The following is a 16,003-nucleotide window of genomic DNA, read 5'->3' on the forward strand; positions in this document are numbered from 1 at the left end:
CTTTGATTTTCATTGAGTATAAGTACCAAGAAGCTATCCTGAATGGGATGGCTTTTTTCTTTTCCTAACCAAGAATTGCTTTTCTACCATATAAAAAATGCTTTGATTCACAATGGAATCAAAGCATTTTAAAGAGCTCCCCATACATAATCGCAGAAGCCGCAGTACCTCTGTACTTAGCTTCTTCTCTTTTGATAAAGCGAGCCAAGTTGAGCAACTCAGGTGCCGGATGTTTGGGATTTAGGAGCAATTCACGATTGACCAGGCCTGAGAGACGAACTGCCAGCAATTGCTCATTTGTAGTAGGCAGTTTTTTTGCAGTCTCTAGGAGAGCAGCAACTAAATCTTCACTCAAATCTTGTCGAGCATGATTGTAAAGATCTTTTATAAGGCTTTCTAGGTTTGGTTCTACCATCCCTACCACCTCCCTTATGGTTTAATAATGTTTAATCAAATCAACCGTTGAACGATCCAATTTCTTCACCAAGGCTTGCAAGAAAGCTTGCGCTTCTAAAAAGTCATCCATAGCGTAGAGGGTTTGGTGAGAATGGATATAACGAGCGCAGACACCGATTGTTGTAGATGGGACACCACCATTTTTCAGATGAGCTGCGCCAGCATCCGTTCCGCCTTTACCACAGTAGTATTGGTACTTGATACCAGCTTCCTCAGCTGTTGTCAAAAGGAAATCCTTCATACCTGGGAGAAGCAAGTGACCTGGGTCATAGAAACGAATCAAGGTTCCATCTCCAATCTTGCCTTGACCACCGTAGACATCACCTGCTGGTGAACAGTCAACTGCGAGGAAGACTTCTGGGTCAAACTTAGTTGTAGATGTATGAGCACCGCGGAGACCAACTTCTTCTTGGACGTTAGAGCCAAGATAGAGTTCATTTCCGAGTTTTTGACCTGAAAGGGCTTCTGCTAGCTCACTTACCATAAGAACACCGTAGCGGTTATCCCAAGCTTTTGAGATGATATTTTTTTCATTGGCTGTTAAGATAGCGGAACTATCTGGTACAATGGTGTCACCAGGACGGATGCCAAAGCTTTCTGCCTCAGCCTTGTCCGCAAAACCGCCATCAAAGACGATATCTGCAATGGCTGGCATGGTTGGTCCACCCTTTCCACGAGTCAAATGTGGAGGAACAGAGCCTGAAATCACTGGAATTTCACGACCATCACGAGTCAGGAGTTTGAAACGTTGGCTGCTGACTACCATAGGATTCCAACCACCAATTTCAACCACACGGAAGGTACCATCTGGCTTAATCTCGCTGACCATAAAACCAACTTCATCCATGTGAGAAGCGACCAAGACGCGTGGCGCATCCGCAGCTTCTGAATGTTTAATTCCGAAAATACCACCCAAGCCATCTGTCACCACTTCATCCACGTGCGGTGTCAACTTTTCACGAAGATAAGCACGGACAGGTGCTTCATGAGCTGAGATCGCAGCAAGTTCTGTTACTTCTTTGATTTTTGAAAATAATGTTGTCATTTCAGTTCCTTCTTTCTTTCATCCATTTTACCACTTTTTATAGGAGAAGGATAGCGGGAAGGTGGATTTCTAAGTTAGTATCTTAGTCTTACTGTATCTTATAAAAAGCTTGTATTTTCTTGCATGTGAGGTGAAATCTAAGAACTATTCCAAGACCAATCAAACTATTAATTTCCAAACAAAAAAACAATTCAATGATATATTTGTTCAGTTTTTCATGAAATTTGCAGAAAATAGTTGACTTTGCCTTCTTATTTCTTTAAAATAGTACAAAACTAGGAAAAGGAAAAAATCATGACCAAAACAATTCTTGTTACAGGTGGAGCTGGCTACATTGGCTCCCATACCGTTAAAGCTCTTTTAAATGCTGGCTATCAGGTACATGTTCTAGATAATCTATCTACAGGAAATCGAGCGGCTGTGGATAGTCGTACTAGCTTTAAGCAACTAGATGTTTATGATTCTAGTGCCCTAAAAGCTTACTTAGAAGAAAATCAGATTGATGCTGTTCTTCATTGTGCAGGTGAGATAGTTGTGAGCGAAAGTATTGAAAATCCAAGTAAATACTTCACTGCCAATGTTGCTGGTATGAACCAAGTTCTCAAAGTCTTATCTGAAGTTGGTATTCAAAAAATCATGTTCTCTTCGACTGCTTCCCTCTATGGTAATAACTGTATTGACAAGCCTGCAACTGAAGATACCCTGCTCGACCCTGTCAACCCTTATGCAGAAACAAAACTGATGGGTGAACGAATGATTTACTGGATGGCTAATCGCTACGATTGGAAATATGTTATTTTCCGTTACTTTAATGTTGCTGGGGCTGAAATGAATGCTTCAAATGGTCTGCGTGTAAAAAATCCGACTCACATCATTCCAAATATCAACAAGACCGCATTGGGACAAAATGATAGACTGAAAATATTTGGAGATGACTACGATACACGTGATGGTTCATGTATTCGAGATTACATTCATGTCTTGGACCTTGCACAGGCTCATGTTAAAGGAATGAACTACCTATTTCAAGAAGACAGTTCTTCTCAAATCTTTAACTTAGGAACTGAAAAAGGCTATACCGTCAAAGAAATCTTTAAAACTGCTGAAGAATTACTGAATCAAAAAATACCCCACGAAATTGTTGCTCGCCGTGCTGGTGACCCAGCCAGCGTCCTAGCAGACGCATCAAAAGCAAAAAAATATCTTGATTGGAAGGCTAGCTACTCCCTCGAAGATATTATTTTATCAGATTATCGTTGGCGTGTTAAAGAAGGCAAAAACATTTTAGAATAGGAAAACAGAGGAGAAAGTCCTGGTACTCTCTCCTTGTTTTATTCATTAAATTGTCAGAAAATTTATTGACAGATTAAATAAATCGTGTTACAGTAATATCCGCAGGTATCTTTCGATACCAAATCTATTTGAAAGGATGGGGTATGAAACTTTCTTATTATTTAATTGGCTTACTTCTACTCCTAGTCTTTCTCTCTATTAGCATTGGGACCAGTGATTTTTCATGGGGAAAGCTCTTTGCTTTCGACCAGCAGACCTGGCTTCTCTTTCAAGAGTCCCGTCTCCCAAGAACTATCAGCATTCTCCTGACTGCCTCTAGTATGAGCATGGCAGGACTGCTCATGCAGACTATCACTCAAAATCAGTTTGCTGCTCCGAGTACAGTTGGAACGACTGAAGCCGCCAAACTGGGAATGGTATTGAGCCTCTTTGTCTTTCCGTCGGCTAGTCTGACCCAAAAGATGCTCTTCGCTTTTGTTTCATCCATCGTATTCACCCTCTTCTTCCTAGCCTTTATGACCATTTTTACTGTAAAGGAAAGGTGGATGTTGCCTCTGATTGGGATCATCTATAGCGGAATTATCGGTTCTGTGACAGAAGTTATCGCCTATCGTTTCAATCTGGTTCAGAGTATGACTGCCTGGACCCAGGGCTCCTTCTCCATGATTCAGACCCATCAGTATGAATGGCTTTTCTTATGCCTCATTATTCTGATAGCCGTTTGGAAATTATCCCAAACTTTTACCATCATGAATCTGGGCAAGGAAACCAGTGAGAGTCTGGGGATTTCCTACTCCCTACTTGAAAAATTGGCCCTCTTTCTGGTGGCGCTAACGACTAGTGTCACCATGATTACCGTGGGTGGCTTGCCATTTCTCGGAGTCATCGTTCCCAATCTTGTCCGCAAGCGCTATGGAGATAATCTAAGTCAGACCAAACTCATGGTCGCACTGGTCGGTGCTAATCTAGTTCTGGCCTGCGATATCCTATCCCGAGTTCTGATTCGGCCCTATGAGCTGTCTGTCAGTCTTCTACTAGGAATCATTGGTAGCCTCGTCTTTATCCTACTTCTATGGAGAGGGGGACGAAAAGATGCAGTTTAAAAGCAAACATACCAAGCTCTTCTGGCTTCTTATTATTCTTGCCGTCGGAGCTTGTCTTCTCTACTTTTGGCCCATCACTCACTTGTCAGCCTTTGCTTGGAAGCTACGTTCCCAAAAGATCATCGTTTATCTCTTGGTAGCTATCGCGACAGGGATTTCGACCATTAGTTTTCAAACCCTGACGGAAAATCGTTTCCTGACGCCTAGTATTTTAGGAATCGAATCCTTCTACGTCCTACTACAAACTCTGCTACTGGTTTTTGAAAGCAAGTTTCTGCAACTTGACAAGTCTCCTATCTTAGAATTCCTAGTTTTACTTCTTGTCCAATCCCTCTTCTTTCTTGCCTTACAAGGCTACTTGAAGACACTGATGAAACAAGACCTGGTCTTCATCCTGCTAATCTGTCTAGCCCTTGGAAGTCTCTTTCGAAATATCAGTACCTTCCTTCAGGTCCTAATGGATCCAAACGAATACGATAAACTGCAAAACAGTCTCTTTGCTTCCTTTCAGCATCTCAATACTTCCATCCTAGCCATCGGCTCTCTGATTATCCTTGCTTTGACAATCTTTTTCTTTCGGAAAGCAGTCATTCTGGATGTCTTGCACCTACAAAGAGAAACGGCTCAGATATTGGGACTCGATGTTGAAAAAGAACAGAGAGAACTCCTCTGGGGCATCGTGCTTTTGACCTCAACGGCCACTGCCTTGGTAGGGCCTATGGCCTTCTTCGGCTTTATGCTGGCCAATCTCACTTACCTAATCGTCAAAGACTATCGACACAAGTTGCTCTTTATCGTGGCCATTCTGGTTGGATTTATTAGCTTGACCTTGGGGCAGGCCCTGATTGAACGAGTATTTGCACTGGAAATTCGCATCAGCATGGTCATCGAGAGCGTAGGTGGTCTCTTATTCTTTATCTTACTTTATAGGAGGGCGCGTCGGTGAAACTGGAAAACATTGACAAATCCATTCAAAAACAGGATATTTTGCAAGGCATTTCGCTTGATGTCAGTCCTCAGAAACTGACAGCCTTTATTGGTCCAAATGGTGCTGGAAAATCGACTCTCCTCTCCATCATGAGCAGACTAACCAAGAAAGATCAGGGTATTCTCAGTATCAAAGGTCGTGAAATAGAGAGCTGGAATTCGCAAGAACTAGCTCAAGAACTCACCATCCTAAAGCAGAAAATCAATTACCAAGCCAAATTGACGGTGGAAGAACTGGTCAGTTTTGGACGTTTTCCCTACAGCCGAGGTCGACTGAGACCAGAAGACTGGGAAAAAATTCAAGAAACTCTGGACTATTTAGAACTGACCAACTTAAAAAACCGCTACATCGATAGCCTGTCTGGAGGACAACTCCAGCGGGTCTTTATCGCTATGGTACTGGCCCAGGATACGGACTTTATCTTACTAGACGAACCACTCAACAATCTCGACATCAAACAAAGCGTTAGCATGATGCAGATTCTTCGACGACTGGTGGAGGAACTTGGCAAGACCATTATCATCGTCCTCCACGATATCAACATGGCTAGTCAGTATGCAGATGAAATTGTCGCCTTCAAGGACGGCCAAGTCTTTAGCAAGGGAACAACCAATCAAATCATGCAGGCTGACCTGCTCAGTCAACTTTATGAGATTCCCATCACGCTAGCTGATATCAATGGCAAAAAGATTTGTATCTATAGCTAGTAACATAGAAGCTCAAGTTAGAGAACCTTCAGTCTCTTAGTCAATAAAACCTAGAGACTCCCTAAATCGTTATCACATTTTAAAAAGGAGAAATCATGAAATCATCCCTTAAACTTTATTTCACTGCCCTAGTGGCTAGCTTCTTGCTCCTACTTGGTGCATGTAGTACAACCTCAAACTCAAGTACCAGCCAGTCGGAGACAAGTAGCTCTGCTCCAACAGAGGTAACCATTAAAAGTTCACTAGGTGTAGTCACACTTTCAAAAGTCCCTGAAAAGATTGTGACCTTTGACCTCGGTGCTGCGGATACTATTCGCGCTTTAGGTTTTGAAAAGAATATCGTCGGAATGCCTACAAAAACTGTTCCGACTTATCTTAAAGACCTAGCTGGAAAAGTTAAAAATGTTGGTTCTATGGTTGAGCCAGACCTAGAAGCCCTTGCTGCTCTTGAACCAGACCTAATTATCGCTTCACCACGTACCCAAAAATTCGTAGATAAGTTCAACGAAATCGCTCCGACTGTTCTCTTCCAAGCAGGCAAAGATGACTACTGGACTTCAACTAAGGCCAACATTGAGTCCTTAGCAAGCGCCTTTGGTGAAACTGGTACACAGAAAGCCAAGGAAGAATTGGCCAAGCTAGACAAGAGCATCCAAGAAGTCGCTACTAAAAACGAAAGTTCTGACAAAAAAGCCCTTGCTATCCTCCTCAACGAAGGAAAAATGGCTGCCTTTGGTGCCCAATCTCGTTTCTCTTTCTTGTACCAAACCTTGAAATTCAAGCCAACTGATACAAAATTTGAAGATTCTCGCCATGGACAAGAAGTCAGCTTTGAAAGTGTCAAAGAAATCAATCCTGACATCCTCTTTGTCATCAACCGTACCCTTGCCATCGGTGGGGACAACTCTAGCAACGACGGTGTCCTAGAAAATGCCCTCATCGCTGAAACTCCTGCTGCTAAAAATAGCAAGATTATCCAACTAACACCAGACCTCTGGTATCTAAGTGGAGGCGGTCTTGAATCAACTAAACTCATGATTGAAGACGCACAAAAAGCTTTAAAATAAGCTGCTTCAAACTCAATCACATCTTTACATGATAAAACGCATCCTATCAAGCTTTCTAAGACCTGATAGGATGCGTTTTTATCATTTCACTAAAATATTTTTACCTAGCCTCATTTTTCTTCTTGATTCCGTTTAAGGGAAAAATGGTCTGGGACGGGGTCCTTACCTGTTTTCGACCAGGGATGGCAACGTAAAATCCGAGCCAAGCCCATCAAAACACCCTTGAAGCCATGTTTTTCAATAGCCTGAATCATATAGTTGGAACAAGTCGGCTCAAAGCGACAAGAGGGTGGAAAGGCTGGTGAGATAAACCGTTGGTAAAAGCGTACTGGCGCTATTAAGATTCGTTTCATTATTTCTTGGTTACAGCCATGGTGTGTAGTTGGCTGATTTCTTTTTTATTAAGACGACGGGATTCTCCGGGACGGAGTCCTGTCAAGTCTAGATGTCCAAAACGGGTCCGTGACAACTTGTCCACTTGGAGACCGACAGCTTCAAACATCTTTTTAACCTGGTGGTTACGCCCTTCATGGATGGTCAACTGCACCACAGAGCGGTTTTTAACTGGGTCCACTTTGAGAATCTCATAGACAGCTGGTTTGGTTTTCTTGCCATCAATCTCAAGTCCACGGGTCAAGGGACGAAGATTGTCCTTATTGGCCACACCTTTAACACGCGCGACATAAACCTTGTCAATCTCATTACGAGGGTGAATCATTTCATCCGTAAAATCCCCATCATTGGTCAAAATCAAGACTCCTGATGTATCCCAGTCCAAACGACCTACAGGGTAGATGCGCTCCTTCACGTTGGGCAAGAGATCGACAACCGTCTTGCGGCCCTTGTCATCTGTCACACTGGAAATGACACCACGTGGTTTATTGAGCAGATAGTAGACCTTCTCTTCGTTGTAGATGGGTTGGCCTTCTACTTCGACCTTGTCACCTGACTTGATGGTCGTTGCTAGTTCACGTACCACTTGGCCGTTAACCGTCACCAAGCCTTGCTTGATCAACTCTTCTGCTTTTCTCCTACTGGCCACACCTGCGTGGGCAATATACTTATTGATTCTCATCTTCTTCTATCCTTTCACCAAATAATTGGCTTTCTTGGGCTTGAATCTCAAGCTCATCAATCACTGGTAATTCTTCCAAATGGTTAATTCCCATGTAATCTAGGAAATAATCTGTAGTCACATAGAGGTTGGGGCGACCCAACACTTCTTTTTTCCCGTCTTCTCGTATCAAGTCAAAGGCCTGCAACTTCGCCAAGGCCCCACTCGAGTTGACCCCACGGATGGCATCAATTTCGATCCGTGTGATGGGCTGTTTGTAAGCAATGATGGACAAGGTCTCAAGTGCAGCCCGAGACAAGCTCTGGTTGATAGGCGCCTTGGAATATTCCTTCAAAATCTCTGCAAATTGAGGCTTGGTCACCAATCTATAAGCGCCCCCTGTCTCAATCAGGGCCAAACTGGAATCTGGGTCCCTTTCATACTTCTGGACTAATTTTTCTAAACTCTGTTGGATGCCTGTCGGTGGCAGAGAGAGGAGTTCAGCTAACTGGCGGACTCTAATCCCATCTTCACCCGCTACAAACAAGAGCGCTTCTATTTTTGCTAAAGTACTCATCTTTCCTCTCTATCAAGTCTAGCTTTGGGCCACTTGACCTTCTTCCTTCTTTTCCATGAGATAGATATCTCCGAAACTCTCCTCTTGCACGAGGATCAGCTCCTGGGTTTTGATTAGCTCTAGGGTTGCCAAAAAGAGGGTAATGACCTCTTGGACATTCTGGGCTTCCTTGAACAAATCCTGCAAGCGCAATTGATCTCGTCCAGTCAAGGACTCTTTCACGATAACCATCATGTCCTCAATCTTATACTCATCCCGCAGGATAGTCGTGTGATTCTGTGCAAACTCCTCTTTTTTCTTGGCTAGGATATTGGAAAAAGCCAAAAAGAGATCAATGGTTGTCTTGTCATGCACAAGCTCCGCATCTTCGTAAATCAACTCTGTTGGTGCTTTGGAATAGTACTGGGCCCGATCTTGGTGCTTGGCTTCCAAATGCTCACCCAAGAGCTTGAATTTGCGGTATTCTTCGATTTGGGAGAGAAGATCCTGCTCCAGGTCATCCTCCAAATCTGTCACTTCCGCTACCTTTGGCAAGAGCTTGCGGCTCTTGATCAGCATGAGCTGACTGGCCATGACCATGTACTCGCCCGCCACTTCCAGACGCATGGCCTGAAGGGTTGAGACATAGGCTAGATACTGTTCGATAACTTCCGTAATAGGCACATCGTAGATATCCATCTGGTACTTAGAAACCAGGTGCAAAAGCAAGTCCAAGGGCCCTTCAAAATCTTTTAATTTAATATCCATTATCTATATTTTTCTAAGGTCAGGACTGTTTTTAATCCTAATTTTTTTGCAATTTCGTACAAATCGACCTTCTTTTCTATCTGTCTTAGAATGAACTGTTCCCGCAAGGCTTGGGCTGATAAGGTTGGAAAACCTTTCTCCTTGACAAAAGCTTCTAACTGACGGAAGGCCCACTGACGAGAATAGGCTTTCCCTCCCCTTTCAAAGAGATAGGTCTTGCCCATCAAGGGTTCCAACTCCGAAAGCAAGGTCGTGGGAATGCTGACAATCCTCTGTTGAGAAGCCTTCTTGATTCGCAACACCTGAAAATCCAGATTGATGTCCGCAACCTTGAGAGCTAAAATCTCACTCGGCAAGAGCCCCATTTCTAGGATTAAGAGCGCTAGCAAGCGCCCCTCTAAAACGTCGCTTTCCTGCCAAAAAGAGTCTAGGTCTAGAATCTCTGGTTTTGAGGTCTTCTTTTCAGCTTGTTTGGCTAATTCCAAACGATAAAAGCTATCCACTTCTCCTTTTTGATAGAGAAAGTAGAGAAATTGGTTACAGGCCGAAATCTTTCGCTTCTGGGCGCTAATTTTTAGATTGGCTAGTTGGGCTTGGTAAATCTTGAGACTAGTCTCAGAAATCCGCTCGCCTACTATGTCTAAAAATTGCTCCAAATCATACTTATAGGACTGCTTGGAATTGGCAGATAAGCCCTGCTTTTCTTCTAAAAAGGCTGAAATCCTATCTCTCATTTGCATCGAATCTCATATTCCTTACTAAAGTCATGCAAGAGGGCATTGACTGCCTTGAGGATAGACTTGCGCGTGATAATTCCTTGGAAAATACCAGACGCATCCACAACCGGCAAGAAGGACTCATCTACTAACTTGTGCAAGACCTCCGTAATAGTAAAATCAGGAGAGACGACCGCTACATCCGTTCTCGTCATATGAACGATATCCGTATCTGCCATGATTTCTTGACTCAAGTCATGCTCCATCTGGTAAGCCATAATATCTCTGAGCCCAATCGTCCCAACAAAGTGTTTTTCATCTGTCACAACAGGAACACGGGTATAGGTCATCTGACTAAGCAAGAGGGTCGCATGATCCGCATTGTGGGTATCAATCAACACAGCTAGATTTTCAGCAGGGGTCAAAAAAGTTTCCTCCTGCCCCAACAAGAAAGTCTCAAACTCCTTGGCAATCATCGGCTAAACTCCTTAGACAAGCCTGGATACACCTCATGGGCTCGTGTCAAAAAGTCCACTTTGAAATAACTGTCATCAATCTCCACACGAGCATAGAGACATTCTCTGACGGTACCACGTGGTTGACTGATTGAACCTGGATTTAGAAAGAGGGTCTTGCCTTCCATCCAAGCGCTTGGCACATGCAAGTGACCATAAAGACAGATATCGGCCTCTTCTTCCTGAGCCCAGTAGTCCAACTTTTGAAAGTTGAAATTGATGTCAAACAAGTGACCATGGGTTTGGATAATCTTGGTCGAAACAAGCTCAGTCACCAAACGTTCTGGGTAGCCGGCGTAGAAGTCCATGTTCCCTTTAACAACGCGGATGCCTTCCCAAAGGGGAGAATCGGGACGCAGTTCAGAATCGCCGTTATGAAAAACGGCATCAACTTTGCCCACATAGCGATCACGGATTTCTTCCACAATCAAGCTATCGCCATGGGAATCGCTCATTACAATGATGGTTTGCTTTGCCATGATGGAAATACCTCCAAAAGTTTCTTAACGGCTAAGGCGCGGTGAGATTGGCTATTTTTTTCTTCAAGGGTTAATTCAGCTGAGGACTTGCCTGTCTCTCCTACAAGGAAGAGAGGATCGTAACCAAATCCATTTTCACCCTTAGGTTCAAAGTTAATGTAGCCTGGCCAGTCTGCTTCGACAACCAAACTTTCCTTGTTTGGGCTAGCTACGACTAGGGTTGTATGGAATTGAGCCGAGCGGTCCTTGAGTTCAAAAACCATAGCCAATTCGTGCAAGAGTTTAGCATTGTTTTCACGATCAGTTGCTCCCAAACCTGCGAAACGAGCTGACCAGACACCTGGCAAGCCACCAAGGACATCGACCTTGAGTCCAGAATCATCTGCCAGAACCATCTTGCCCGTTAATTGAGAAATGGTTTCTGCCTTGAGGCGGGCATTTTCTTCAAAGGTCATGCCTGTTTCTGCTACTTCAGGTAGGTCTGGATAATCATTAAGATTTTCTACATCGTAGCCTAGCTTGTCAAAGATAGCTCGGAATTCCTTGGTCTTGCCCTCGTTACGAGTCGCAATCAATAAGGTTTCTCTGACCTTGCTTGTCTCAAAGAAATCATGAACATTGACCCCTTCTTTAGGCAATTCTACATACAAGAGCTGCCCATTTTCAACCAAGAGCAGGGCTCCCTGACGTTGAATAACTTCCAAATTTCGTCCCATTTCTTGGTTAAGGATATCTACTACAAAAGACAATAAACGGTAGGGAGAACCATAGCGTAAAACAGTAACTGAAAGTGGAAAACCTCGTTCCTCGTCTCGAAAGATTTTGGCCAATCCAACTAGAGGAAAATCCAAGTCTTCATCAGTCAAAGTCCGGACACCACCAAAAATACTATATGAGCCGACATACCAGTCCTGGTCATCCTTGTATTCATAAATTTTATTTGTCATAATTCTACATGCTCCACATAAATCTCTTTTTCCAGCCATTCTTCACCAATTTGTGCAAAACTTTGGCTGCTGGCTGTTGTGTAAAAACGGTGATGGAGTGGTCCAGCATCGCGACCACGATTGATTTCAAAATAATTAAGTAAGACTGAGATATCCCGTACGCACTCTGCTCCACTATCGATGAGCTGAACCTTGGGCCCCATGACATTTTGAATAATAGGTCTGAGGAGTGGATAATGGGTACAGCCCAAAATCAGGCTATCCACCTTTCCAACCAAGGGACGCAGGGTTTCATAGACCACTTTCTTGGTTACACTGGTTGACAGGGCACCCGACTCCACCAAGGGAGCAAACTTGGGACAGGCCAAACTCTCCACCTGTAAGTCTGGATCCAGATCATGAATTTTCTGACGATAGATGTCAGATTGTACCGTCATGGGCGTTCCAATCACTCCGATTTTCCCACCTTGGCTGGACTTGATGGCTGCTGAAGCTCCTGGCAAAATCACACCTAGGACGGGAATATCTAGTTGAGCCTTGATTTCTTCCCAGACGACCGCAGTCGCAGTGTTACAAGCAATGACAATCATCTTGACATCCTTGGTCAAGAGAAAGTTGACCAACTGCCAAGTATATTCCCGAATTTGCTCAGCAGGACGGGGACCATAGGGCGCCCGTGCCGAATCTCCAATATAGACGATTTCTTCATGGGGAAGTTGGCGCATAAGCTCTCGCACAACGGTCAAGCCCCCGACACCCGAATCCAAAAAACCAATTGGTCGATTATCCATACAGTCTTCTTTCTAGTCTTTTTTCTGATTGATAGTTCATTATGATTATTGATCCTTATAAACCAAATGACAGCCTAAGCAACAACTATCTCTCTTAATCATAATCAAATATCAATAGAATGCAAGGAAAAAGTCTCATCCCTAAACCCTTAGCCAACATAGTGAGAAGTCTGGAACTTTCATCCCAGACTTTTCCTTATTTATTTTTTCTTTTTATTGTTAGCAAGGGCTGCTTTTTGTTGGCGGATGATTTGGTGGTAAACTTGTTGTACCTTAGCTTCGCTTGGTTTTTGACCATTTGCACTCAAAAGAGTACGAACTGCTTCAGCATTCAAACGTGGGTTGTCAGCGAATTCTTTTTCAATTTGCTTACGAACCAAGTACATTCCTCCAAGAGCTCCTCCTAGAAAAGCTAGCACAATCAATACAATTGCTAAAAGTAAATCCATCATTTTTCTCCTGTTTCTTTTTGAGTCTCTTTCATTATACCACAAACTAGCCACCCTGACTAGTTTGTTTTACGCTTTCATAGATGGAATAGACAGCAAAAAGAACCCTGCTTTTCTGCGAAAGAGGGCTCCTTGCTGAATTTATACTCAATGAAAATCAAAGAGCAAACTAGGAAGCTAGCCGTAGGCTGCTCAAAACACTGTTTTGAGGTTGCAGATAGAGCTGACACGGTTTGAAGAGATCTTCGAAGAGTATTAATTTCATATTTCTGCCTATCCATTTGTACTAATAAAAGACTGAGACACTAGATCTCAGCCTTTTTCTTTATCCCAAAACCAATTCATCACTAACTAGACTTTGGCCACTATTTTTCTGGAAGAGATGCATGAGGTCTTCAACTGTCAGATGCTTTTTCTCTTCTCCCTTGACATCCACCACTATCTTGCCTTGATAGAGCATAATGAGACGATTTCCGTACTCAATCGCATGGTTCATATCGTGGGTAATCATCAAGGTCGTCAACTGATGGTGTTCCACAATCTTTTGCGTCAAGTCCATCACCATTTGACTAGTTTTCGGGTCAAGTGCCGCAGTATGTTCATCCAAAAGCAAAAGTTTAGGTTTCACCAGAGCTGCCATGACTAGGGTCAAGGCCTGTCTTTGTCCTCCTGAGAGGTATTGAGTATCCACTTTCAAGCGGTTTTCAAGACCAATATTCAACTCCTTCAAGGCCTCTTGAAACTGAATTCTATCCTTCTCCTTCACGCCCCAACCAAGCCCTCTCTTCTGACCGCGTCTCAAGGCAATAGCCATATTCTCCTCAATTGTCAAACGAGAAGCTGTTCCCATCTTAGGATCTTGAAAAACACGGGCGATATCCTTGGCTCTCTTTCTTACACTCAGATTTTTAATGGATTTCCCTGCCAGTAGAAGGTCCCCTTCATCCACAGATAAATTGCCAGCCAAGATATTCATCAAAGTGGATTTTCCTGCTCCATTTCCACCAATCACAGAGATAAAATCTCCCTCTTCAACCTCTAAGTCTAATCCTTTGAGGACATGGTTCTCATTGACCGTCCCTGCTTCAAATGTTTTGTGAATATTTTCAAGTGTTAACAAACTTGCCATAACTTTCTCCTCCTATTCATTTCTCAATTTTAGACCACGAATCTTTAATCTCTTTTGCAATTCTGGTGCAAATAAAACTAAAGCGAGCAAGATTGCATTAAAGAGACGAACCAGGTTTTGATCTAGATTTGGAATTTCATAGATATTTAAAATAATCAAACGATAAACAATAGCACCAATTCCGATAGATAACAAGCGGCCTCCAATGGTCAAGTCGTGAATCAAGACTTCCGCAATAATGACTGCACTCAAACCAACAACGATAGTTCCTGTCCCAGAAGTCACATCTGAAAATCCATCATTTTGGGCAAACAAGGAACCACATAAGGCAATCAAGCCGTTTGAAATCATGTAACCAACAATCTTCATGGTGTCTACATTGACCCCATTGGCCTCACTCATCGGAATATTGTCCCCAGTCGAACGCAAGACCAAGCCAATCTCTGTTTTCATCAAAAGAGTCAAGACCAAACAAACAAGTAAGAGACAGGCCAAACTGAATGAGAAAACAGCTTCTTCAGTTGTCAGCCCTAAGCTCGCCAATTGTTTAAAGACGGTTGCAGAATCTCCCAAGGAAAGATTAGGTACGCTGCCCATGATTTTAATATTGATTGAATAAAGCCCTGTCAAGGTCACAATCCCTGTCAAGAGAGCTGGAATTTTCATCTTGGTGTGAAGCATTCCTGATACCAGACCTGCTACCATACCTGCCAGCAAAGCAAGTAAAGTCGCAATCCAAGGATTTGTCCCTGCCTGTATCTGAGATACGACGACAGCCGCCCCCAGTGGAAAGGCCCCTTCAGCAGTCATATCCGCAATATCCAAAATACGGAAAGTCAAGTAAACCCCAATGGCCATAATCGACCACAACAAACCTTCTGATAAACTAGATAATACAAAACTCATCTTAAACCTCCTATTTCTTGCCCTCTAATTTACTAATATCAATTCCTAGTGCATCTGCCATTTCTTTATTGGTATGCAATTCCAGTTTTTCAGGCAACTCAACTGCTATATTTTCTGGCTTCTCACCTTTTAAGACACGAACCAGCATTCTTGCTGTCTGTCTTCCCAATTCTTCATAATTAGTTCCGTAGTTATACAAGCCACCCACAGCAATCATTTCTGTTGAACCACCGAATACTGGAACCTTGTGTTTAATAGAAACCTGCTTAACTGTTTCCATGGTTGACGAAATGATATTATCCGTTGGGACAAAAACCATATCCACCTCTGCCATCAAACTCTCTGCTGCTGCCTTGACGTTGTTACTGTCCAAGATTGTTTTTTCAACAACGGTAAAGCCTTTTTCTTCCAGAAGGCGCTTAGCTTCATCCTTTTGGACAACTGAGTTTGGCTCGCTCTGAGTATAGAGGATTCCAATCGTTTTAGCCTTTGGTAGAACTTTCTTTATCAAATTGATTTGGGTTGAAATGGCATCTGATGACTGGTCACTTGTCCCAGTTACATTGCCCCCAGGATGCTCTCTTGACTCTACCAACTTGGCACTGACAGGGTCTGTTACCGCTGAAAAAATAACAGGTGTCGTTTGTGTTGTATTGGCCAAGCTCTGAGCAGAAGGCGTTGCGATAGCTAGAACGACATCACTAGATTCTGCTAGTTGCTGGGAAATCGTTTTTAGATTTCGTTGTTCTCCCTGTGCATTTTGCAAATCAATCTCTATATTTTTCCCTTCAATATAGCCTTGCTTGGCCAGTTCATCCACAAATCCTTCTCTAGTAGCATCTAAGGACTGGTGGGTAATAAACTGCGAAATACCGATACGAAACACATCTTTTTTCTTATCTGCCTTCAGCTGATGCAAACTGATCAGAGAGGTCAAGAGGATCCCCACTACCAAGAGGGGTGCTAGTAATTTTCGAACAACTTTCATAATGAAACTCCTTCTCAGAAAAGATAATACTCAATGAAAATCAAAG

General features: G+C 43.1%; 20 protein-coding genes. 5 read left to right on the plus strand and 15 right to left on the minus strand.

Features of this window, described 5'->3' with window-relative positions:
• Nucleotides 1-118: 118 nt before the first annotated feature.
• Both HMPREF1048_RS05395 and pepA read right to left on the minus strand, forming a co-directional pair.
• Complete coding sequence (locus HMPREF1048_RS05395; protein WP_000230154.1) at nt 119-415, minus strand: bacteriocin immunity family protein; 297 nt, start codon at nt 413-415, stop codon at nt 119-121.
• Nucleotides 416-436: 21 nt separating this feature from the next.
• A complete protein-coding gene (gene pepA / locus HMPREF1048_RS05400; RefSeq protein ID WP_000209159.1) occupies nt 437-1,501 on the minus strand; it encodes a glutamyl aminopeptidase in 1,065 nt (354 codons plus the stop codon).
• Nucleotides 1,502-1,795: 294 nt separating this feature from the next.
• On the opposite strand from pepA, the gene galE reads away from it, so the two are divergent.
• From galE to HMPREF1048_RS05425, 5 genes are all read left to right on the plus strand, one after another.
• A complete protein-coding gene (gene galE, locus HMPREF1048_RS05405) occupies nt 1,796-2,794 on the plus strand; it encodes a UDP-glucose 4-epimerase GalE (RefSeq protein WP_000167821.1) in 999 nt (332 codons plus the stop codon).
• 143 nt (nt 2,795-2,937) lie between these two features.
• Nucleotides 2,938-3,897, plus strand: coding sequence for an ABC transporter permease (locus HMPREF1048_RS05410; protein WP_000778472.1), 960 nt, complete (start codon nt 2,938-2,940; stop codon nt 3,895-3,897).
• Nucleotides 3,887-4,843 carry an iron chelate uptake ABC transporter family permease subunit gene (locus HMPREF1048_RS05415; RefSeq protein ID WP_001159848.1) on the plus strand — a complete coding sequence of 319 codons (957 nt, stop codon included), beginning with the start codon at nt 3,887-3,889 and terminating at the stop codon, nt 4,841-4,843. Before HMPREF1048_RS05410 ends, HMPREF1048_RS05415 begins: the two co-directional genes overlap by 11 nt.
• Nucleotides 4,840-5,592 (plus strand): iron ABC transporter ATP-binding protein, encoded by a 753-nt coding sequence (locus HMPREF1048_RS05420; protein ID WP_000764291.1) that lies wholly within the window; start codon nt 4,840-4,842, stop codon nt 5,590-5,592. The genes HMPREF1048_RS05415 and HMPREF1048_RS05420 overlap by 4 nt, the downstream gene beginning before the upstream one ends.
• A gap of 95 nt (nt 5,593-5,687) precedes the next feature.
• Nucleotides 5,688-6,659 carry a siderophore ABC transporter substrate-binding protein gene (locus tag HMPREF1048_RS05425; protein ID WP_000842686.1) on the plus strand — a complete coding sequence of 324 codons (972 nt, stop codon included), beginning with the start codon at nt 5,688-5,690 and terminating at the stop codon, nt 6,657-6,659.
• Between the two features lie 110 nt (nt 6,660-6,769).
• Here HMPREF1048_RS05425 and yidD read toward each other — a convergent pair whose 3' ends face one another.
• The 13 genes from yidD to HMPREF1048_RS05490 all read right to left on the minus strand — a co-directional run bounded on the left by yidD (nt 6,770) and on the right by HMPREF1048_RS05490 (nt 15,957).
• The gene (gene yidD / locus HMPREF1048_RS05430) at nt 6,770-7,012 is read right to left on the minus strand and encodes a membrane protein insertion efficiency factor YidD (protein ID WP_000821624.1); all 243 of its coding nucleotides are present in this window, start codon (nt 7,010-7,012) and stop codon (nt 6,770-6,772) included.
• Nucleotides 7,012-7,734, minus strand: a complete 723-nt coding sequence (locus HMPREF1048_RS05435; RefSeq protein WP_001222228.1) for a pseudouridine synthase — start codon at nt 7,732-7,734, stop codon at nt 7,012-7,014. Before HMPREF1048_RS05435 ends, yidD begins: the two co-directional genes overlap by 1 nt.
• Nucleotides 7,721-8,290 (minus strand): SMC-Scp complex subunit ScpB, encoded by a 570-nt coding sequence (gene scpB / locus HMPREF1048_RS05440; RefSeq protein WP_000105307.1) that lies wholly within the window; start codon nt 8,288-8,290, stop codon nt 7,721-7,723. The genes HMPREF1048_RS05435 and scpB overlap by 14 nt, the downstream gene beginning before the upstream one ends.
• An 18-nt stretch (nt 8,291-8,308) precedes the next feature.
• The gene (locus tag HMPREF1048_RS05445) at nt 8,309-9,037 is read right to left on the minus strand and encodes a segregation/condensation protein A (protein ID WP_000351877.1); all 729 of its coding nucleotides are present in this window, start codon (nt 9,035-9,037) and stop codon (nt 8,309-8,311) included.
• Nucleotides 9,037-9,771, minus strand: a complete 735-nt coding sequence (gene xerD, locus HMPREF1048_RS05450; RefSeq protein ID WP_332827958.1) for a site-specific tyrosine recombinase XerD — start codon at nt 9,769-9,771, stop codon at nt 9,037-9,039. Before xerD ends, HMPREF1048_RS05445 begins: the two co-directional genes overlap by 1 nt.
• Entirely contained in the window at nt 9,768-10,229 is a 462-nt protein-coding gene (cbpB, locus tag HMPREF1048_RS05455; protein ID WP_000560711.1) for a cyclic-di-AMP-binding protein CbpB, read from the minus strand. Before cbpB ends, xerD begins: the two co-directional genes overlap by 4 nt.
• A complete protein-coding gene (locus tag HMPREF1048_RS05460; RefSeq protein WP_001118956.1) occupies nt 10,226-10,747 on the minus strand; it encodes a metallophosphoesterase in 522 nt (173 codons plus the stop codon). Before HMPREF1048_RS05460 ends, cbpB begins: the two co-directional genes overlap by 4 nt.
• Nucleotides 10,723-11,694: a nucleoside-triphosphate diphosphatase gene (locus HMPREF1048_RS05465; RefSeq protein WP_000182420.1), complete on the minus strand. Its 972-nt coding sequence runs from the start codon at nt 11,692-11,694 to the stop codon at nt 10,723-10,725. The genes HMPREF1048_RS05460 and HMPREF1048_RS05465 overlap by 25 nt, the downstream gene beginning before the upstream one ends.
• A complete protein-coding gene (racE, locus tag HMPREF1048_RS05470) occupies nt 11,691-12,485 on the minus strand; it encodes a glutamate racemase (protein ID WP_000370377.1) in 795 nt (264 codons plus the stop codon). The genes HMPREF1048_RS05465 and racE overlap by 4 nt, the downstream gene beginning before the upstream one ends.
• 200 nt (nt 12,486-12,685) lie before the next feature.
• On the minus strand, nt 12,686-12,934 hold the full coding sequence (locus tag HMPREF1048_RS05475) for a YneF family protein (protein ID WP_000364990.1): 249 nt from the start codon (nt 12,932-12,934) through the stop codon (nt 12,686-12,688).
• A gap of 325 nt (nt 12,935-13,259) precedes the next feature.
• Nucleotides 13,260-14,063 (minus strand): ABC transporter ATP-binding protein, encoded by an 804-nt coding sequence (locus HMPREF1048_RS05480; RefSeq protein WP_000157661.1) that lies wholly within the window; start codon nt 14,061-14,063, stop codon nt 13,260-13,262.
• 12 nt (nt 14,064-14,075) lie between these two features.
• On the minus strand, nt 14,076-14,969 hold the full coding sequence (locus HMPREF1048_RS05485; protein WP_000011438.1) for an ABC transporter permease: 894 nt from the start codon (nt 14,967-14,969) through the stop codon (nt 14,076-14,078).
• A gap of 10 nt (nt 14,970-14,979) precedes the next feature.
• Nucleotides 14,980-15,957 carry an ABC transporter substrate-binding protein gene (locus HMPREF1048_RS05490; RefSeq protein WP_000869835.1) on the minus strand — a complete coding sequence of 326 codons (978 nt, stop codon included), beginning with the start codon at nt 15,955-15,957 and terminating at the stop codon, nt 14,980-14,982.
• Between the last annotated feature and the right edge of the window lie 46 nt (nt 15,958-16,003).

It is taken from the genome of Streptococcus mitis SK575 (genome assembly GCF_000257865.1).
Classification (GTDB): domain Bacteria; phylum Bacillota; class Bacilli; order Lactobacillales; family Streptococcaceae; genus Streptococcus; species Streptococcus mitis_CQ.